Below are 17,984 nucleotides of genomic sequence, written 5' to 3' on the forward strand. Positions count from 1 at the left end.
ATACTATGTTTCGAAATGAAAAGTGTTTTGCTTAATCTTCTAACGGATTTAAATTTTCTTTCCCAGTTAGATTTTTAATCATCGTTACGAGCAACTCAATTTCTTCTTCCATATCTCGAAAGCTTGCTGTTTCCACTGGAGAATGCATATAACGTAAAGGTAAAGACACGAGACTAACTGGAACCCCACGACCTGTTCTTCTCATCATATCTGCATCCGTACCAGTAGCACTTGGGGTTAACTCATATTGCACCTGCATGTTTAATGATTGTGCCGTATTTTCTAAAAGCATGTTGATCTTTCGGTTTATTGGAGCTCCCTTTGCCAGAACTGGTCCATTTTCTAGTCGTATATCCCCGTACTTACTTTTGTTCACATTGGGATAATCGGTTGAAAAAGTAACGTCACAAGCGATAGCCATGGTAGGTTCTATCCCAGCAGCAGCAAAGAATGCACCTCCCATGTTCGTCTCTTCATTCACCGTGCTCGCTGAATACACACCAACATTTAGCTTTTCTTTTGAAAGTCTACGCAGTACCTCTGCCACGATAAATGCACCTGTTCGATTATCCAAACCACGACCAGAAATGTATCGATCCATTAAGATTTCAGGTTCCCGTTTATAAACGGCTAAATCCCCAATTTGAACAAGTTTTTCTATTTCTTCTTTTGATTTTGCGCCACAGTCAATAAATAAATCCTCTAGCTCAAAATCTCCTTTTATACCGCCATGGTGCTGAGCATTCACTCCAATGACACCTGTTAGCGTTTTTCCATAGCCAAGAATGGTAACCTTCATCCCAACAGCGGCCTTCGGGTTAACTCCTCCTACTTTTTGCACATACAAATACCCTTGCTCATCAATGCGATTAATAATCAAACCAATTTCATCACAATGACCTGCCAACAAAACTTTAAACTCTGCCTGTGGATTCAATACGGCGATTGCATTTCCTGCATGATCCGTCAAAATATCATCCGCATACGGCTCTATGTAATTCATCCATTTCTTTTGAATATCCATTTCCATACTAGAAGGAGATGGTGTCGATAAAAGCTCTAGTAAAAAATCTTTGTCCATTTGTTCCATGATACTTCCTCCTTTATTCCTTCTTATCGTACCACACATTATTCATAGGATGGAGATTGGCACCCGTATGAATAGGCAAGGCATTGAAAGCCCGCTTTTTCTAAGATGGGTCTACTCATCGTACTAGCATCCACCGTTAAATAGGGACGCCCACTTTCATAGGCTTTTTTTGCTCGTGCTACCAAAAGTGCTGTGTAGTAACCTTTTCCTCTATATTTAGAGAGGGTTGAACCACCCCACAGGCTTGCAAAAGAAGTGTCTTTCTCTAAATATACCCAAGCCCCACTTACTAACCGGCCATCTTGATAGACCCCATATAAATATAAGAAGTCGGGATTGGATTGTTTATCTCTCCACAACCGCTCCCCAAGTTCTTCATGGGGCTCATTCCAAATTTCATTCTCCAACTGAACAATTTCGTCAATCCCTGCCATATCAGTTATTTCTTTTATTTCTATTTGTAGGGGAGCTTTAAGAAAGGGATGACTAGCATCCAAGTCCATGACCATCAATGCTTCTTTTTCATCAATTTTAAACCCTTTACTCATTAATACTTCTTTCAATTTTAGAGGCTGGTCATAACTATATACTTTCCATTCGAAAGCCTGACGAATACGCTTAAAATAACTCATTTCTTCTTCGATAACAGTATTAGCATTCTCCTCATCTAAAGAAGAAAAGGAAATGAACCCTTTCTCACCTGTCGTAGATACGTGACGGACCGTATGCGGCGTGATTTCTTTTTTAAATCCAAGCGGTACGGTTCCTTTTCTAATTTGGTTATTATACACCTGTAAAAGTTCCCCTGAATCCATTCTGTTCTCCTCCAAGTCTTTTCTGATATTGATATTCTACCTCCATTGAGGAATCCTTTTATAAATGAGTCATATTCTTTACTTTTATATGGGCTAACCTTACACTACAACTATACATGGAAGGAGTGCAATTAATGTCACTAGACCAGTGGTTTGTGAAAGGAAAAAATCCAGACGATTTTATAGAATCGATGGAAACACATAAAGAAAATTTATTAAAAGTTTATGATGAGTTTGAAATACCTGCAGACGCCAGCTTTTTTGAAGAACTGAAACAACGACAACTAAAAGTGATTGTCCTAACGGAAGACTGGTGTGGCGATGCGATGATGAATGTTCCTATCTTATTACGAATAGCTGAGAAGTCTGATATGGAAGTTCGAATTCTTGAAAGAGATCAAAACCTTGAATTAATGGATCAATACTTAACAAATGGAAAATCCCGTTCCATTCCCATTTTCATTTTTATCGATGGATCTGGAGATGAAGTAGCAAAGTGGGGACCACGTGCACCGAAAATCCAAACGTTTGTGGATGAAGCCACTTCCAAATTACCTGAAAAGGAAGCAAAGGACTTTAAAGAAAAACAACAAGAAATGTTTACATTTATCACAAAAGCCTATCACGACAATAAAGATTTTTGGGCCGAAGTATATCGCAGCCTAAAAGAAACGCTTAGTTCGTAGTGGTAGGAACCCAAATGAAAAAGTCTGTAAAAAAGGGAAATATGGAGATTTCATATCATGGAAGGTATAAAATAGCCGAGAATGCTGGACACATTCTTGGCAGAGCACGGTAAGGAGTTCAGGCGGGGATTCCCTCTGGACTACCTAACAGGTGAACAAAGAAGAACCCACACCCTATGTGATTTTGCGGTCACGGGTGGGGGTTTACTTTTTTTATAATTTTTATGAGTTTCCTTGGGTTTCTAGTAAGGCAAGAACAAAAGCTCAGGGCGCTCGTTTAGCGACGTACGGACTGCGCCTGGCCATGCCAGGTGGTTCGACTGTCGCGCTGGAGCTGGACGTGGCTGTTGATACAGGTTATCCACACATAGCCAATTTTATATTTTCCTGGCAACAAAGAAAGTCCTCCTGCAAATGTTATCAAGTACCTTCTTCCCTACCCTTATTCTCTATTTATTCATCGGTCGTCCAACCCAAGCATCCTGCGCATACCCTCGTTGCTCCCAATATCCGATATGTTCTTCTTCGATTAATTCAATCCGATTAAGCCATTTTACCGATTTGTAGGCGTACATCTCTGGTGTTATTAATCGAACAGGTCCTCCGCTTTTCTGTGGAATAAGCTCTCCATCCATGAGAACGGCCACCATCATGTCATAGTTCAGCGCTTGCCGAATAGTTAAGCTATCCGTATAAATCCCATCCCCTGAATAGAATTTTACGTAGTTTGCCTTCTTTTGTATTCCGGCTCGTTCGAGCATTTCTTTCAAAGGAATACCTTCCCAAGTTATATTGTAAACACTCCAACCGGTTACACAGTGAAAATCATGAACTTGTACTGTTCGCTTCAACTTCACAAATTCCTCCCAGTGATACGTTTTGGCGGTGTCAACCAATCCATCAATCGTAAAGCTCCAGTTTTCATTCGTAAAGGTTGGCATTTCTGTAACAGTATAGTAGCGAAACTCTCCCTCTCTTCCACCTCCTATGGGTTCTGCATGTGCTGGCTTAGGCAATGGAACCATGTTATTTTCTTCTGGAGCTGTTGTTCGTAGAGACTCTGGTAAGTATGGTCGGAGCCACTTCCAGATTGTTGGAGCGAAAACAACCGCCAAAACACTTCCAGTCGCCATTTTTAAAAATGAACGACGTCGATAGATAGGTAAATCTTCTGTGAAAAATTTCGGGTCTTGTTGTTGATGCTTGCTTTTGCTTAAGCGATTAAACCACTGGCTACGAGTGAGGCTATGATAGATGGCATATGGAACGCCTATCCAGGTTGTAACACCGTGAATAAATAAAGCCGTAGTATTAAAAAAAGAAGGAAAGTATCGGTGAAAAGTTAAGACAAGCCCAGATAAAATAAGGGTAATTAAGAGGACCATGATGAAAAATAAGTTGATTCGGTGATTAGGCTTTTTACGAAGGGTTAAAAAATGCTTGGACATCTTAGGTGCGTAGAACATAAGCGGAAGAATGCTAATGATTCCAATCCATATATGAATATCTTTAATCCAAACTCGGGATGATGGAAACTGAGATCGATAGAAGGTCGAAAACAATAAAAGGCCCGTTACACTTAGCAGTAAAAAAAGAAAAGCATTCGCATGATGCAATCTCGTTAATCTTAATCCAAACGACAAACGTCTTGAAAAAAATGTTTTCCAACTCATCAGCTATCTCTCCTTTTCCTTTCTTAGAGCTAGTATATATCAACTTCCTCTTTGTTGTTAGAAGAAATACTTTCTCTCCGTGTTAAAATTAGAACAATCACACATAAGGAGTTAAAGAAATGAAAAAACAAAAAAGACTAAGGGATTACGGCATACATATCGGAGAAATGAATACAGGCCCTAAGAATAGCATTACCGATGTACGAGACATAACCGTTGGACAGGTTACGCTGAGCGACCAAAATATTCAGAGTGGAGTTACAGCTATCCTTCCTCACTTAGGAAATATTTTTCAAGAAAAAGTACTAGCGTCTACCCATGTGATTAATGGATTCGGAAAAACTACGGGGGCCATACAGATTGGGGAGCTTGGCACAATCGAAACGCCTATAATATTGACGAACACGTTAAGTGTTGGGCTAGCATCTGATGCATTAATTGACTATATGCTGGAGCAAAATCCGGAGATAGGTCGCACAACCGGAACCGTTAACCCGATAGTCGGGGAATGTAACGATATGTTTTTAAATGATATCCGTGCAAAGGTGATTACAAAAGAACACATTATGGAAGCGATACAAACTGCTTCAACAGAGGTTACAGAAGGTACAGTCGGGGCTGGAACAGGTATGCTTTGCTACTCTTTAAAAGGTGGTGTAGGTACTTCCTCTCGAATTATTGATTTGGAGCACGGTTCTTATACACTCGGGGTGTTAGTCGTTTCGAACTTCGGAATCTTACGAGATTTAACGATCAGAGGGAACCCAATTGGGAAAACGTTAAAAGAAAGAATCCTTCAATCCTGGGAGGAAAAGGATAAAGGATCGATTATGATGATTGTGGCTACCGATTTGCCTGTGTCGGAACGTCAACTAAATCGGATACTAAAGCGAACGAATACTGGTTTGGCTCGGACAGGTTCGATTATTACCAATGGAAGTGGTGAAATTGCCATCGGTTTCTCTACAGCCAACAAGATTCCTCATCAAAAATCACATACACTTCATACCCTTCATACGATTCATGAAGAAGAGATGGATGCGGCGTTTCGTGCTGTCGGGGAAGCGACAGAAGAAGCAGTTCTAAATTCTCTAGTCACGGCAACCGCCGTTACAGGGAGAGATGGAAACGAACGTCCAGCATTCAAGGATCTTTTGCAATCGTTTGAAATATCTCTATAAAGACAGGCCCTCTACTTACACGATTGGGCTGTATTCTCCCATAGAGCTACATCATTATCTAATTTCGAATGTTAACTCTGTCTTTTTTTGTCCATACTGATGACAAGAAAGAAGGGATACTATGCACTTACAACAGCTTTGGCAATTATACTTTCGAATACCCTTACTCTACCGTTTACTTTTAACGGTTCTTGCCTTAATGTTTTTATTTGGCATTACGATACACTTTATCGAACCTGATAGCTTTCCAACCATCTTTGATGGCATCTGGTGGGCTTTTGTTACAGGCTCTACAGTTGGGTATGGAGATTACGTGCCTTTAAGTATGGTCGGACGGATGATGGCGATATTTCTTATCCTAGCAGGTGGTGGCCTTGTCACGTTTTACATGGCGACAGTATCAGCAAAAACCGTTAATCTTGAGCACGACTTATCGAGAGGGAAAGTTAAATATAGTGGCAAAGACCATATAGTGTTTATCGGATGGAACGAGAGAACTAAACATCTACTAGACTTCGTGAAAGATAGGCATCGTGAACAATCTATCGTATTAATTGATCAATCATTAAATAATTTCTTGTACCAAGAGCATATGGTACACTTCGTTCGTGGGGATGCAACCGAAGATGAGACGTTAACCAAGGCAAATATTCAGCAGGCAAAATTTGTTGTTATAACCTCGGATCCATCCAAAAATGAGCGTCAAGCAGACCAACAAAGCATTTTGACAACAGTTGCCATCCGTGGGAATAATCCTCATGTAACGATTATTACGGAGATTTTAAAGAAAGACCAAGTTGTCAATGCCACAAGAGCTGGGGCTGATTCCGTCATACGTTCTAACGATTTTATGAGCACGTTATTTTACCATGAAATATTTCGAAATGAGCCTGTTAAGCCCTTTAATTTAATTCTAGAATTATTTTCTAATCAACAGTTTAAAGAGCTATTGCTACCAGAACACCTTAACGGAAAGACCTTTTTGGCTACGTCCGATTATTTGGTGGCTGCGGAACAAATATTAATCGGCATAAAAAGAAATGGAGAGCTATTCATAAACCCTCCATTCCATGAAATTCTTACCCACGAAGATACGTTACTTGTTCTATCTAGATTAGACTAATAGATGCTCTAGCTGTTGTACGAGTTTCTTTCCTCTGTTGACATATTTATCCGGCACCTTCGCGTCTGGGTCTACAGGGGATTGAAACTGGTTCACCATTCCTTGGAGTGCTCCGTTATCTGCATGGTTTTCTACTCCACCTTGGTAAATATGGGCTAGTACGAATGGACTTCCTAAGCGAACCGTTGCTCCTGGTGCATCCAACATTCCTGATTCCACTTTGAAAGGGATACGAAGATACTCATATCCACCCTGATCTGCCATTTGATAATCGAAACACCCTTCATCGTAATCCCAGTTCCCCCCTACAACATATCCGAGAGGCTTTAATTGCTTTTCTAATTCATAAAGGGAAAAGACTTTATTTTCTAAACTCGAAGCTATCGGAATCATGAGAAAACTCCTTTTTAGGTTCTATGATATTACTTTACCCTCTTCTGTCATTTTTATGTTTCTAACAAAATCGTTCCTAGAGAATATAAATGTTTTTCTTCCCAAGAAAGCGAATAACTCTTTATAATGGTCCTGTACAGGTTTCGAGAATCCTTAATGAAAGGGGTTACATATATGTTTGAACTGATGCTCACAATGCTGGAACGACTAGGAATCATTGTGATGATCGCCTTTATATTGACTCGCTTTCGCTTTTTTCGGCAAATGGTACAAGCGGATCAATTAGGAAAAAGACAACAATACCTTGCCATCTTATTTTTTGGCTTTTTTGGCATCATTGGAACGTATTCCGGCTTAACCTTTAGCCCAGAATCCTTTCAATTTGACCGCTGGGCGAACAACCTTACACATGATGAGGCACTAGCAAACTCACGCGTTATTGGAGTCATTATTGCAGGGTTATTAGGTGGTTACAAGGTAGGGATTGGAGCTGGGATTATCGCGGGAGTTCACCGATTTAGCTTAGGTGGATTTACTGGATTTGCTTGTGGGTTTTCTGCCATAATTGCTGGCCTTATATCAGGGGCATTCCATCAGAAAAATAAGCACGTCTCCCCTAAGAAAGCTTTTTTAGTAGGTGGATTAGCAGAAGCTATCCAAATGCTCATTATATTAGTAGTAGCTCGCCCTTTTGATCAAGCTTTTTCACTTGTTCAAGGAATCGGTATTCCCATGATTTTAGCAAATGGTATAGGCTCCGCTATCTTTCTCTTAATCGTACAAAATGTCCTAAATGAGGAAGAGAAAATGGGTGCTTTACAAGCTCAAAAAGCACTTCGACTAGCCGAAAGCACCGTTTCTTTTTTAAGAAAAGGATTGAACCCTCAATCTGCAAAAGCGGTTTGCGATATTTTGCTGCATGAAGTTGAAGCAAGTGCGATTTCGATTACAGACACCAAACAAATTCTTTCCCATGTTGGCTTAGCAGACGATCACCACCAAAGCCACTCTCCTATACAAACAGATGTTACACGAAAGGTGATTGCAGAAGGGAGATTAATTGTTGCCAAACATGAAGATATACGTTGCATGGAAGAGGACTGCCCTCTATCTGCTGTCATCGTCGCCCCGTTAAAACAACGTGGAGTAACCATTGGAACGTTAAAATTTTATTTTCAATCTGAAAAAGAAATAACCGATGTGGTCATCCAACTCATGAAAGGGTTAGGTTCTTTATTATCCAATCAATTAGACATTTCCGAAGCGGACCGTGCGTTTGAGTTGGCGAAAGAAGCGGAGATTCGGGCATTACAAGCACAAATTAGTCCTCATTTTTTATTTAATAGTTTGAACATTATTGTTTCGCTTATTCGTACGAATCCAAATAAGGCCAGAACATTACTTGTCTCCCTATCTCATTTTCTGAGACAGAACATTAAAGGAACAACGCTATCCTTAACGACATTGGAACAAGAATTAAAGCACGTTCGAGCATACTTACTTATCGAAGAAGCTCGCTTTGTGGACCGGTTAACTGTGAATTATAACATTGAGGAACGCTTACTTCATCGTAAGGTCCCTCCTCTATTATTACAACCAATCGTGGAAAATGCCGTAAAGCATGGAATTAAGGATCGAGAAATAGACTGTCATATAAACATCTCCATCCAATCAACTCCAGATGGAAAAACAAGAATTTCCGTAAGGGACAATGGGAATGGAATCTCTCCAGACCAACAAGAGCAGATTGCGAAAGAAGTTTTTACTGAGTCAGAAGGAACAGGTATTGGCTTATTCAATGTAAACCGAAGGCTACAAATGATGTATGGAGAAGACTCCTTGTTAGTTATTACAAGTTCCCCTGAAAATGGTACAGAAGTAACATTCGAAATATAAGGATGGGAGGTAAAATGAATTGACAAAACCTATTAAAGTCCTAATCGTTGATGACGAACGCTATAGTAGAGAGGAATTATCACATCTACTATCTACTTATACGACCATCCGTATTGTCGGAGAAGCGGATTCAGGCGATCAATGTATTACAAAGGCGCTTGAGCTTCAACCAGATGTTATTTTTTTAGATATTGAAATGCCGAAACGTAATGGTATGGATACAGCAAATATGCTGAAGGAATTGAAAAAAACACCGTTAATCGTGTTTGCTACAGCTTATCCGAATTTCGCTGTAGAAGCCTTTCGACAAGAAGCAGTCGATTATCTCGTAAAGCCGTTTGATCCACAAGAGCTGGACGAAACCGTTCATCGATTAGAACGCTATTTATTAACAGATCGAGAAGAAAATGCGGGACCAACCCCTTTCAAGCTAGCAATTGAAGGAGAAGAAATCATCTATATCAATCCAAATGATATTTTATTTATTTACAGAGATAATCGAGTGACCAAAATCGCTTTAACTGGGGAGGAATTTGAAACGAAGACCCCTTTAAAAGAATTAGAAGCGAGACTGAAGGAATATTCTTTTTTCCGTACCCACAAAAGTTATCTTGTGAACTTAAACCATGTGTCGCGACTTATTCCGTGGTTTAATGGTGCCTATCATCTAGAAATGGAAGGAACAAAAGAAATGTTATCGGTTAGCCGAAACTATGTAAAAGCATTACGTGCTGAGCTAGAATTGTAACGTGGATTCCGACACCTTAATCTCATAGAACAACATGTAAATCCTTTATTTAAACATGTTACTCCTATCCCACCATATTTGATAACGCTTTCATATACAATGGTAGCAGTAATTAGATAAGGAGGAAGGAAAATGTTTACGTTTATAAGCGGAATTTTACTTCTCATAATTGGTTATTTCACCTATGGAAAAGTTGTAGAACGAGTTTTTGGAGTAAATGATAGCCGTCAGACACCTGCATTCAGTCATAAGGATGGCATCGATTATTTACCAATGGACCAAAAAAAGAATTCACTCGTTCAACTATTAAACATTGCTGGAGTTGGTCCAATATTCGGGCCTATTATGGGGGCACTTTATGGCCCGGTCGCATTCATTTGGATTGTGCTTGGCTGTATTTTTGCCGGTGCTGTCCATGATTATTTAACAGGGATGATCTCCATCCGTAATCACGGCGCACATTTACCTGAGCTAGCAGGGAAATTCCTAGGCAAAGTAATGAAACACGTCGTAAATGGATTTGCTGTTTTGCTTCTACTTTTAGTAGGGACTGTTTTTGTTACAGCACCAGCCGATTTATTAAACAGCTTAATGGGGGGCTGGGCATCACTAGGACTTATTTTGGCGGCTATTTTTATCTACTACATTTTAGCTACGTTACTCCCGATTGATAAGATTATCGGTCGGTTTTATCCGATATTCGGAGCGTTATTGCTAATCTCTGCTATTGGTGTAGGTATTGGTTTAGTCTTTACAGGTGCTCCAATTCCAGAGCTATCCTTTACAAACTTACATCCGGATAACGCGCCAATCTTCCCATTACTATTCTTAACGATTTCTTGTGGAGCACTATCTGGATTCCATGCAACACAAACACCTATCATTTCACGTACGACACAAAGTGAAAAGCAAGGTCGCTTCATTTTTTATGGAATGATGATTGCAGAAGGGATCATTGCCATGATCTGGGCTGCTGCTGGTATGAGCATGTTTGACGGGTCTACAGGTTTGAATGAGATTCTTGCCAATGGAGGACCTGGCGCTGTTGTTACAGAAGTATCTACAACGCTACTTGGTGCTGTTGGTGGAACACTTGCTATTCTAGGGGTTATCGTTCTGCCTATCACGTCTGGTGACACAGCGTTCCGAAGTGCTCGTATGATTATCGCAGATTATTTAAAAATTGCACAAAAGAAAACGATCAACCGTTTATGGATTGCATTACCGTTGTTTGCTCTTTCTTTTCTCTTGACGAAGATTGACTTCACTTTACTATGGAGATACTTTTCTTGGGCGAACCAATCCACAGCAATGATCGCCTTATGGGTCGGAGCTATGTACTTGTTTATTGCTAAGAAAAACTATTACATTCCGATGATTCCAGCTATATTCATTACCATGGCAACGTTCACCTATATCCTAAATGCGCAAATCGGATTTGGACTTTCTTTACCGATCTCCTACGTGAGTGCAGCCATTATTACTATAGCTATTACATTGATATTCTTCCGAGCAGCCAATAAAGCTCGACAAGCAGAGATACCACTGGATGACGAAGTACCATTTGTAGCCTAAAGAAATTTTGGTTTAGTCTTAGTTACACTTATACTTGGAACTTTACAATTTTTACTTCGTCGGATTTCTTCTTGTTAAAATTTAATACTATAAAGGAAAACCCGCTCTTCACTGAGCGGGTTTTTACCTTTATTTTAATCGTTGTTCCAATTCAGCTTTTTCTGCTTCAAATCCTGGTTTTCCTAAAAGAGCAAACATGTTTTTCTTATAGGCTTCTACTCCAGGCTGATCAAACGGGTTCACACCTAAAAGGTAGCCACTAACTGCACATGCCTTTTCAAAGAAGTACACGGCATATCCAAACGTATAAGCGTCTAATTTAGGAAGATGAACGATCAGATTTGGAACTTGTCCGTCAGAGTGGGCAAGCATTGTACCTTGATAGGCTTTCTGATTGACTTCATCCACTGTCTTGCCTGCCAAGTAATTAAGACCATCTAAATCTTGCGCTTCCTTTTCTAACGTAAGGTTAGACTTAGGTGTTTCCACATGAAGAACCGTCTCAAACAAATCTCTGCGACCATCTTGAATATATTGTCCCATGGAATGCAGATCCGTTGAGAAGTTAGCTGAGGATGGGAAAATTCCTTTTTGGTCCTTCCCTTCACTCTCCCCGTACAACTGCTTCCACCATTCAGAGAAATATTGCAAAGCTGGCTCATAATTCACCAGCATTTCGATCGTTTTTCCTTTGTTGTACAAGATGTTTCGAACAGCCGCATATTGATAAGCAGGGTTTTCCAAAAGGTTGTCAGAGCTTAACTCTTCACGTGCCTTCTGTGCCCCTTCCATCATAGCATCAATATCAATACCACTAGCTGCAATCGGTAAAAGACCTACTGCTGTCAGAACAGAAAAACGCCCTCCAACATCATCCGGAATGACAAAGGACTCATATCCTTCTTCTGTTGCTAAAGTTTTCAAAGCACCTTTCGCTTTATCTGTAGTAGCGTAAATTCTCTTCTTCGCTTCTTCTTTTCCATATTTCTCTTCTAAAAACTTGCGGAACAGACGAAAAGCAATAGCTGGTTCTGTCGTTGTACCACTTTTAGAAATCACATTAATAGAAACATCTTTTCCTTCAAGCACATCTAACAAATCATTCATATAAGGCGCACTAATGCTATTCCCTAAAAACAACACTTGTGGAAATTGTCTTTTTTCTTTCGGTAAAATGTTATAAAAAGAGTGATTTAACATTTCTAGTGCTGCTCTGGCTCCAAGATAAGAACCACCAATCCCAATGACAAGCAATACATCGGAATCAGATTGAATTTTTTTAGCAGCCTGCTTGATACGGCCAAATTCTTCTTTATCGTAATCTTCGGGCAAATCTAACCAGCCAAGAAAATCGTTTCCTGCACCAGTTTTGTTATGTAACTCCTGATGAGCAAGCTTCACAGGCCCTTGCAAATATTCTAATTCGTGTTTTCCAAAGAAAGACAATGCCTTCTCGTATTCGAAACGAATGTAACTCATTTCTTTACCTCCCTATGTGTTTGGTTTGTAGTATTCCCTACTTAAATTTACCGAAACCATTCATTTAAATCAAGTTAAGAAGGGAATCGACAGGAATTTATTGGAGACTTAAACCAGTATAGTTTTAATCCTTATTAGTTATCCTATTATTGAAGGTTATGAAAAGGAGGTAATGTTACGATGAGCTTTATAAAACGTCTTGCACTTTTGTTGGTTATAGTCGGAGCAATCAATTGGGGGCTTGTCGGCCTATTCCAATTTGACCTAGTAGCTGCAATTTTTGGCGGTGGAGAACAAAGTGGAGCGTTTGCCCGTATCATCTATACGCTAGTCGGTATTAGTGGGCTTTTAGCTTTACCGTTGCTTTTCAGAACTTCAGAAGAAACGTCAACACAAAGAGAAGCGAGATTAGAACGTTAATCTTTTCTCTTGACTCAATAAAAAATACCTATCAGGATTAAACCTGGTAGGTATTTTCTATTACATTTTTACTGCTTAAATGTATTTTCTCTTTCAGAAGATTGCTCAATCCATTCTTCCAATTTATCTTTTAGTGTATTGAATCCTGCTGGTTGCGCTTCTTGTTGAGCAACAGCTTTTGTGCGTTTTGGAGCTTGCTTTTTGTCCGCTTGTTTCGGTGCTTCTTGGGTTGCACGGATAGACAAAGAATACTTATTTTTTTCTTCATCAATGTTTAGGATTTTCACTTTCACTTCTTGACCAACGGATAAATGCTCGTTTACGTCTTTTACATAGCCATGCGTAACTTCAGAAATATGAACAAGACCTTGTACTTCCTCATTTAATGCTACGAAGGCTCCGTATGGTTGGATCCCTGTTACTTTTCCTTCTAATACTTGACCTTCTTTGAAATTTTCTGTCATGATGAACAACAACTCCCGATATTTTTTCGTTTCTAATAAGCAATTATTAATTTTAACATAGTTGTTAATCCTTAAGCAAAAGATTTCCTTTAGCTGCTTCTAAATTGCTAAACATATTTGAAAAAATTCGGTAAATAGATGTTTAGATCTTTTCATATGTGGAAATACTTATTTATGTAAGACTTTCTCGTATTCCCCCTGTAAAGCAAAGCACAGAGCTTTGCTTTTTCTTTTTGTCTTTTTTTCGTTTTGATACGTTTAGAATTATGTATTTTGGGCTATCATTTATATTACTAGCTCCTTCGTATTATAGCTCTGTTTTGGTAGTACCGTATTACCAAATTAACCTACGTTGTTACGAAAAGGGGCTATTTTCGTTTTGATAACTAACTCCTTCCATGCATAGAACCTCCTCGCTCGGAGATTGTAGGGGCAAGGATGTTAATGGAGGAGTACCTCGTGCCCTGCTTTTGTCTTCTTGAATCTTTACCTCACGTACAATTTCGAGGATCCTCGTATATATCATCCGCAAAATAAAACTTCCTCCCAAAATATAGCGATTAAAAGCAACACTCTTCTAAAAAACAGATTTTTGTTTGAGCATCCGTATCTCTTTTTCCCCAGACGACATGATACACTAGGCTTATGTAAATGAGGGGAGGAAATGACGATGGCTACATTCGATAAAGTGCTTAATCGCAGAAACACAAAATCAGCGAAATGGGACTTAGTAAAAAAGCTTTATGGCTCAGACGATGTTATCCCGATGTGGGTGGCAGATATGGACTTTCCGGTTCCTAGTGCCGTAACCGAGGCACTCTCAGAACGAGTTTCACATCAGGTGTATGGATACACCTTAACGGATTCCAACGTGGACGAAGCAATCCTCCATTGGGTTCAAAGCCGTCATCAATGGAATATTAAAAAAGATTGGTTGCTTTATAGTCCTGGAGTTATAACGACATTACACATAGCCGTACAGGCGTTTACGGATCACGGAGATTCGCTCCTTATACAAACACCTGTTTACCCACCTTTCTATGATTTAGTGAACCTGCATGATCGAACTTTACTTACCAATCCACTTGAACTAAAGGATGGCAAGTATGAAATCAATTTTGAACATTTGGAAACACAGTTCAAAAAAGGGGTAAAAGCATTTATTCTATCTAATCCACATAATCCTGTTGGTAGGGTTTGGACAAAAGAAGAATTAACAAGAATAGCAGAACTTTGTATTCAATATGATGTGCTTATTCTTTCAGACGAAATTCACGCTGATCTCATACATAGACCTAATACGCATATTCCAATCGCTTCTCTTGGTGAAGAAGTTGCACATCGAACTGTGACGTGCATGTCTCCAACGAAAACTTTTAACATGGCTGGACTGCGAATTTCCTTTGCTGTCATTTCCGATAAAGAAAAGAAACTCTTATTGAAAAAACATTTTAAAAAACAAGGCCTTGGTATTTTAAACACGATGGGAATCCTAGCGTTGGAGGCTGCCTACCAACATGGAAAGCCTTGGTTGGAAGAGCTTCTTGATGTACTAGAGACAAATATATATCTTGTGAAAGAAGCCTTTTCTAGTAGAAAAGAAATTACCTTAATTGAACCAGAGGGGACCTATTTGCTTTGGTTAGACTGTCGAGCAATGGGGTTAGACCAGAAAGAGTTAAAGCAATTTATGCAGGAAGAAGCCAAAGTAGGCTTAAACGATGGGGTAACTTTCGGAGACGAAGGGGAAGGGTTCATGCGGATAAATGTTGCCTGTCCGACCGAAACACTTCAAATCGGATTAAAAAGGATTGTCGATGCTCTTGATAAAAAGTTGTAAATATAGAAAGGCTCCGCGTGTAAGGAGCCTTCTTTTTTATTTCATCATATCCGGTTTATTTGTTTCCGTTGGATCACTAGGAGATTCTCCTTCTTTCTCTAACTGGATCTGACCACAAGCTACCCGGTCTCCCGAATTACCAGCTGGTTGAGATACCCCATCATCCTGGGAAGCATGAATGACTAGGGATGTCCCCTCTCCTTTAAGTAAAGAATTCTTCCCATCCATCAAAGTAGCACCATTTACCATAAGTTCTGTATCCACTAAGCCTTCATTTGGAGCTTCAATGTTTGGAAGATCCCCTAAGTGTGGACCTTCGGTATACATTGAACCATGCTCTTTATTATCGGGGTTAAAGTGACTTCCAGCTGATTTGAAATCAGGTCCTTCACATTTTGGGTATTCGTGTACATGAATACCGTGGAAGCCGGGTTCCAATCCTTCCACTTTCAGTTGTATTTTCACTCCATCAGGTTGTTCAATAAAATTTGCTGTTCCAATTGTGTCACCTGAGCTGTTATACATATCTATTTTCAGCGGGGTTCTTGTAGGTTCCTGACATCCAGTTAAACAAAAAAGAAGAATGATAAATAGGATTATCGAAACATGCTTCATACTTGTACCCCTTTCACTGCCATATGGGTATAGTATGAACATGAATCGTTCCCTTTATCCTTTTCTCGAATTGTCTTTCGTAGGATACTTCTGATTAAACTTCTTCTCTTCTTTTTTCGATGCACGTATGAATAACCACATAGCAACACCAGCACCTATCATAAACAAGCATAGTATGAGGACAGATGGAATATATAAACTTTTATCCTCTGGAAAATATAGAAACTCCATCATAAGCTATCACTTCCTTCCCCACTAGTATAACAAAGCATTGTCCCAGAATCAGTGACATCTTTTCCAACTTTTCGAGCCATAGTTCTGGCTTGTGATTCTTGTTGGATTTTGAGAAGATAAGTTCAAAGAACGATTAAAAGGATGATGGTAATGGAGAATGGACAAGTTGGAGATACTGTAAAAGCACATTATAAATCCGGAACCTACGTAGGAGAAATTGTTGAAGATCGTGGACAAAACTATTTGATTAAAGTATTAGCTGTTTTAAAGCATCCGCTTCAAGGAGATATCCATAATTATGGGAAGACAGAGGATGTGTTTTTCCACCAAAGAAAAGCTCTAAGCTTCGAGGAAAAAATGAACGTATCCAAATCAGCTACACACCCCTATGAAGAAGAAGTCCCAGACTATAAAGAATCGTTAAAAGCAGCTTTAAATACTCAAAAGAAAAAATTTGAACAAGAGGAAAAAACAGCTTTTCAGCAAAAAGCTTTAGAGGAACTAAATGACTTAGAAAAGCGATACTTTCGTACTTAGAACTAAAAAGGGAAAGCAAAAGCTTTCCCTTTTTACGTACCTGGAACTTTTAAGTTTCGGTCTGGTTTCTTTCCTTTCCCATAAATCCTATTAGCTATTTTAGGTGCTTGATCGAAAAGGATCATGCCAATAAATGCAGCGATAAGAATATAAATTCCACCAAGTATTTTCACAGTCCCAGTTGCTACGGAAGCAATAACAACGGAAAATTCTCCACGCGCACAGATGGACAATCCAGCTCTTAATGATACCTTTTTAGACAAGCCATACCAACGACCACCCACAACACCTACTAGGATTTTTGCAACCATCGACCACAGTAATAAGACAACGATTAGCCATGGGAGCGGCAAGCCGTCCCCTAATTGTATCGTTGTACCGAAATAAACAAAAAACGTTGGGAGCATAAGGTCTTTTACAGGGGAGACCGTGTGCTCTACACGTTCAATTTTGCCAATTTCCGCTAGCATCATACCTGCTAAGAAAGCACCAAGTACTTCAGACAGTCCTAAGAACAATGCGAGGCCACCAAATGATACAGATAGACCGATTAACAAGGCAATTTTTATATCTTCATCATCTATTTTCACCAATAACTCCTCAAAGCGTTTGAACACTGTTTTTCCAAGGATAATGGCAAGTGCCGCTAACCCGATAATTTTCCCGAATAATAGGAGGAGGTCACTCGTTTGGAAGGTTCCGCTCATGTGCACCCCTAAAATAACGGCGACAACAATGGGAGCGATTAAGTCTTCAAAGATTAAAAGGGCAAGAATAAATTCAGTCTCCGCATTAGCCATACGGCTTTTGTCGTCAAGTAGTTTGGCTGTAATCGAGGAACTAGTAGCGTATGTAATGCCCCCTACAATGAAGGCACTAAACCAGTCCATCCCGAAAAGGAAGGCGAAAAGCATGGAAACGCCAAGGCTTAGGCCGACATCTAATAAACCTGATGTCCAAATTTTCTTAGCGATGCCTCCCAATCGTTTAACGCTGAATTCCAAACCGAGGAGAAAGAATAGAAGAACAATGCCGATTTCACTGGCAAAATGAAGAATCTCGTTCTCACTTAAGACGTCTGCCAGTATAATTCCGAACAATATATATAAAATGACACTTGGAAAATTAATCTTTAAGCTTAAAAAGCCCAAATAGAATATCCCAAGTAACACTAAACCTGCACCTAATAATATAGGAAATTCACTATGCAAGGTT

Annotated in this window: 18 protein-coding genes; 9 read left to right on the forward strand and 9 right to left on the reverse strand. The window is 39.6% G+C overall.

Annotated elements, in window-relative coordinates; genetic code table 11:
• Positions 1 to 31: 31 nt before the first annotated feature.
• Positions 32 to 1,090, reverse strand: coding sequence for a M20/M25/M40 family metallo-hydrolase (locus tag KO561_RS13365; RefSeq protein WP_231093776.1), 1,059 nt, complete (start codon positions 1,088 to 1,090; stop codon positions 32 to 34).
• 38 nt (positions 1,091 to 1,128) lie between these two features.
• Entirely contained in the window at positions 1,129 to 1,905 is a 777-nt protein-coding gene (locus KO561_RS13370) for a GNAT family N-acetyltransferase (protein WP_231093777.1), read from the reverse strand.
• Between the two features lie 134 nt (positions 1,906 to 2,039).
• On the opposite strand from KO561_RS13370, the gene KO561_RS13375 reads away from it, so the two are divergent.
• Positions 2,040 to 2,591, forward strand: a complete 552-nt coding sequence (locus KO561_RS13375) for a thioredoxin family protein (protein WP_231093778.1) — start codon at positions 2,040 to 2,042, stop codon at positions 2,589 to 2,591.
• A 449-nt stretch (positions 2,592 to 3,040) separates the two neighbouring features.
• Here the strand turns inward: KO561_RS13375 and KO561_RS13380 are convergent, their stop codons facing one another.
• A complete protein-coding gene (locus KO561_RS13380) occupies positions 3,041 to 4,264 on the reverse strand; it encodes a molybdopterin-dependent oxidoreductase (RefSeq protein ID WP_231093779.1) in 1,224 nt (407 codons plus the stop codon).
• A 119-nt stretch (positions 4,265 to 4,383) separates the two neighbouring features.
• Here KO561_RS13380 and KO561_RS13385 point away from each other — a divergent pair, with 119 nt between their 5' ends.
• Both KO561_RS13385 and KO561_RS13390 read left to right on the forward strand, forming a co-directional pair.
• A complete protein-coding gene (locus tag KO561_RS13385) occupies positions 4,384 to 5,445 on the forward strand; it encodes a DmpA family aminopeptidase (protein ID WP_231093780.1) in 1,062 nt (353 codons plus the stop codon).
• Between the two features lie 121 nt (positions 5,446 to 5,566).
• On the forward strand, positions 5,567 to 6,568 hold the full coding sequence (locus tag KO561_RS13390; RefSeq protein ID WP_231093781.1) for a potassium channel family protein: 1,002 nt from the start codon (positions 5,567 to 5,569) through the stop codon (positions 6,566 to 6,568).
• Here the strand turns inward: KO561_RS13390 and KO561_RS13395 are convergent.
• Positions 6,560 to 6,961, reverse strand: coding sequence for a YugN-like family protein (locus KO561_RS13395; RefSeq protein WP_231093782.1), 402 nt, complete (start codon positions 6,959 to 6,961; stop codon positions 6,560 to 6,562). The two genes, KO561_RS13390 and KO561_RS13395, sit on opposite strands and share 9 nt — an antisense overlap.
• Positions 6,962 to 7,135: 174 nt before the next feature.
• On the opposite strand from KO561_RS13395, the gene KO561_RS13400 reads away from it, so the two are divergent.
• The 3 genes from KO561_RS13400 (at position 7,136) to KO561_RS13410 (ending at position 11,180) form a co-directional block, all read left to right on the forward strand.
• Complete coding sequence (locus KO561_RS13400) at positions 7,136 to 8,857, forward strand: sensor histidine kinase (protein ID WP_231093783.1); 1,722 nt, start codon at positions 7,136 to 7,138, stop codon at positions 8,855 to 8,857.
• A 19-nt stretch (positions 8,858 to 8,876) separates the two neighbouring features.
• Positions 8,877 to 9,605, forward strand: coding sequence for a LytR/AlgR family response regulator transcription factor (locus KO561_RS13405; protein WP_231093784.1), 729 nt, complete (start codon positions 8,877 to 8,879; stop codon positions 9,603 to 9,605).
• 132 nt (positions 9,606 to 9,737) lie between these two features.
• On the forward strand, positions 9,738 to 11,180 hold the full coding sequence (locus KO561_RS13410) for a carbon starvation CstA family protein (RefSeq protein ID WP_231093785.1): 1,443 nt from the start codon (positions 9,738 to 9,740) through the stop codon (positions 11,178 to 11,180).
• A 129-nt stretch (positions 11,181 to 11,309) separates the two neighbouring features.
• On the opposite strand, the gene KO561_RS13415 is transcribed toward KO561_RS13410, so the two are convergent.
• Entirely contained in the window at positions 11,310 to 12,659 is a 1,350-nt protein-coding gene (locus tag KO561_RS13415) for a glucose-6-phosphate isomerase (protein ID WP_231093786.1), read from the reverse strand.
• A gap of 180 nt (positions 12,660 to 12,839) precedes the next feature.
• Here KO561_RS13415 and KO561_RS13420 point away from each other — a divergent pair, with 180 nt between their 5' ends.
• A complete protein-coding gene (locus tag KO561_RS13420) occupies positions 12,840 to 13,079 on the forward strand; it encodes a DUF378 domain-containing protein (protein WP_231093787.1) in 240 nt (79 codons plus the stop codon).
• 68 nt (positions 13,080 to 13,147) lie between these two features.
• Here KO561_RS13420 and yugI read toward each other — a convergent pair whose 3' ends face one another.
• Positions 13,148 to 13,543, reverse strand: coding sequence for a S1 domain-containing post-transcriptional regulator GSP13 (yugI, locus tag KO561_RS13425; protein ID WP_231093788.1), 396 nt, complete (start codon positions 13,541 to 13,543; stop codon positions 13,148 to 13,150).
• Between the two features lie 670 nt (positions 13,544 to 14,213).
• Between yugI and KO561_RS13430 the strand changes: the two genes are divergently transcribed.
• Positions 14,214 to 15,383 carry a MalY/PatB family protein gene (locus KO561_RS13430; RefSeq protein ID WP_231093789.1) on the forward strand — a complete coding sequence of 390 codons (1,170 nt, stop codon included), beginning with the start codon at positions 14,214 to 14,216 and terminating at the stop codon, positions 15,381 to 15,383.
• Between the two features lie 36 nt (positions 15,384 to 15,419).
• Here the strand turns inward: KO561_RS13430 and KO561_RS13435 are convergent, their stop codons facing one another.
• Entirely contained in the window at positions 15,420 to 15,998 is a 579-nt protein-coding gene (locus KO561_RS13435) for a superoxide dismutase family protein (RefSeq protein ID WP_231093790.1), read from the reverse strand.
• A gap of 54 nt (positions 15,999 to 16,052) precedes the next feature.
• Complete coding sequence (locus KO561_RS13440) at positions 16,053 to 16,232, reverse strand: hypothetical protein (RefSeq protein ID WP_231093791.1); 180 nt, start codon at positions 16,230 to 16,232, stop codon at positions 16,053 to 16,055.
• A gap of 150 nt (positions 16,233 to 16,382) precedes the next feature.
• Between KO561_RS13440 and KO561_RS13445 the strand changes: the two genes are divergently transcribed.
• Positions 16,383 to 16,769: a kinase-associated lipoprotein KapB gene (locus KO561_RS13445; RefSeq protein ID WP_231093792.1), complete on the forward strand. Its 387-nt coding sequence runs from the start codon at positions 16,383 to 16,385 to the stop codon at positions 16,767 to 16,769.
• A gap of 32 nt (positions 16,770 to 16,801) precedes the next feature.
• Here KO561_RS13445 and KO561_RS13450 read toward each other — a convergent pair whose 3' ends face one another.
• Positions 16,802 to 17,980 (reverse strand): cation:proton antiporter, encoded by a 1,179-nt coding sequence (locus tag KO561_RS13450; RefSeq protein WP_231093793.1) that lies wholly within the window; start codon positions 17,978 to 17,980, stop codon positions 16,802 to 16,804.
• Between the last annotated feature and the right edge of the window lie 4 nt (positions 17,981 to 17,984).

Origin of the sequence: Radiobacillus kanasensis (assembly GCF_021049245.1) — a bacterium.
In the GTDB taxonomy this organism is placed as follows: Bacteria; Bacillota; Bacilli; order Bacillales; family Amphibacillaceae; genus Radiobacillus; species Radiobacillus kanasensis.

What these genes read in the sequence shown, in the direction of transcription:
- KO561_RS13365 (WP_231093776.1), bottom strand. Translation starts at nt 1,090, where the DNA reads ATGGAACAAATGGACAAAGATTTTTTACTAGAGCTTTTATCGACACCA.
- KO561_RS13370 (WP_231093777.1), bottom strand. Translation starts at nt 1,905, where the DNA reads ATGGATTCAGGGGAACTTTTACAGGTGTATAATAACCAAATTAGAAAA.
- KO561_RS13375 (WP_231093778.1), top strand. Translation starts at nt 2,040, where the DNA reads ATGTCACTAGACCAGTGGTTTGTGAAAGGAAAAAATCCAGACGATTTT.
- KO561_RS13380 (WP_231093779.1), bottom strand. Translation starts at nt 4,264, where the DNA reads ATGAGTTGGAAAACATTTTTTTCAAGACGTTTGTCGTTTGGATTAAGA.
- KO561_RS13385 (WP_231093780.1), top strand. Translation starts at nt 4,384, where the DNA reads ATGAAAAAACAAAAAAGACTAAGGGATTACGGCATACATATCGGAGAA.
- KO561_RS13390 (WP_231093781.1), top strand. Translation starts at nt 5,567, where the DNA reads ATGCACTTACAACAGCTTTGGCAATTATACTTTCGAATACCCTTACTC.
- KO561_RS13395 (WP_231093782.1), bottom strand. Translation starts at nt 6,961, where the DNA reads ATGATTCCGATAGCTTCGAGTTTAGAAAATAAAGTCTTTTCCCTTTAT.
- KO561_RS13400 (WP_231093783.1), top strand. Translation starts at nt 7,136, where the DNA reads ATGTTTGAACTGATGCTCACAATGCTGGAACGACTAGGAATCATTGTG.
- KO561_RS13410 (WP_231093785.1), top strand. Translation starts at nt 9,738, where the DNA reads ATGTTTACGTTTATAAGCGGAATTTTACTTCTCATAATTGGTTATTTC.
- KO561_RS13415 (WP_231093786.1), bottom strand. Translation starts at nt 12,659, where the DNA reads ATGAGTTACATTCGTTTCGAATACGAGAAGGCATTGTCTTTCTTTGGA.
- KO561_RS13420 (WP_231093787.1), top strand. Translation starts at nt 12,840, where the DNA reads ATGAGCTTTATAAAACGTCTTGCACTTTTGTTGGTTATAGTCGGAGCA.
- yugI (WP_231093788.1), bottom strand. Translation starts at nt 13,543, where the DNA reads ATGACAGAAAATTTCAAAGAAGGTCAAGTATTAGAAGGAAAAGTAACA.
- KO561_RS13430 (WP_231093789.1), top strand. Translation starts at nt 14,214, where the DNA reads ATGGCTACATTCGATAAAGTGCTTAATCGCAGAAACACAAAATCAGCG.
- KO561_RS13435 (WP_231093790.1), bottom strand. Translation starts at nt 15,998, where the DNA reads ATGAAGCATGTTTCGATAATCCTATTTATCATTCTTCTTTTTTGTTTA.
- KO561_RS13440 (WP_231093791.1), bottom strand. Translation starts at nt 16,232, where the DNA reads ATGATGGAGTTTCTATATTTTCCAGAGGATAAAAGTTTATATATTCCA.
- KO561_RS13445 (WP_231093792.1), top strand. Translation starts at nt 16,383, where the DNA reads ATGGAGAATGGACAAGTTGGAGATACTGTAAAAGCACATTATAAATCC.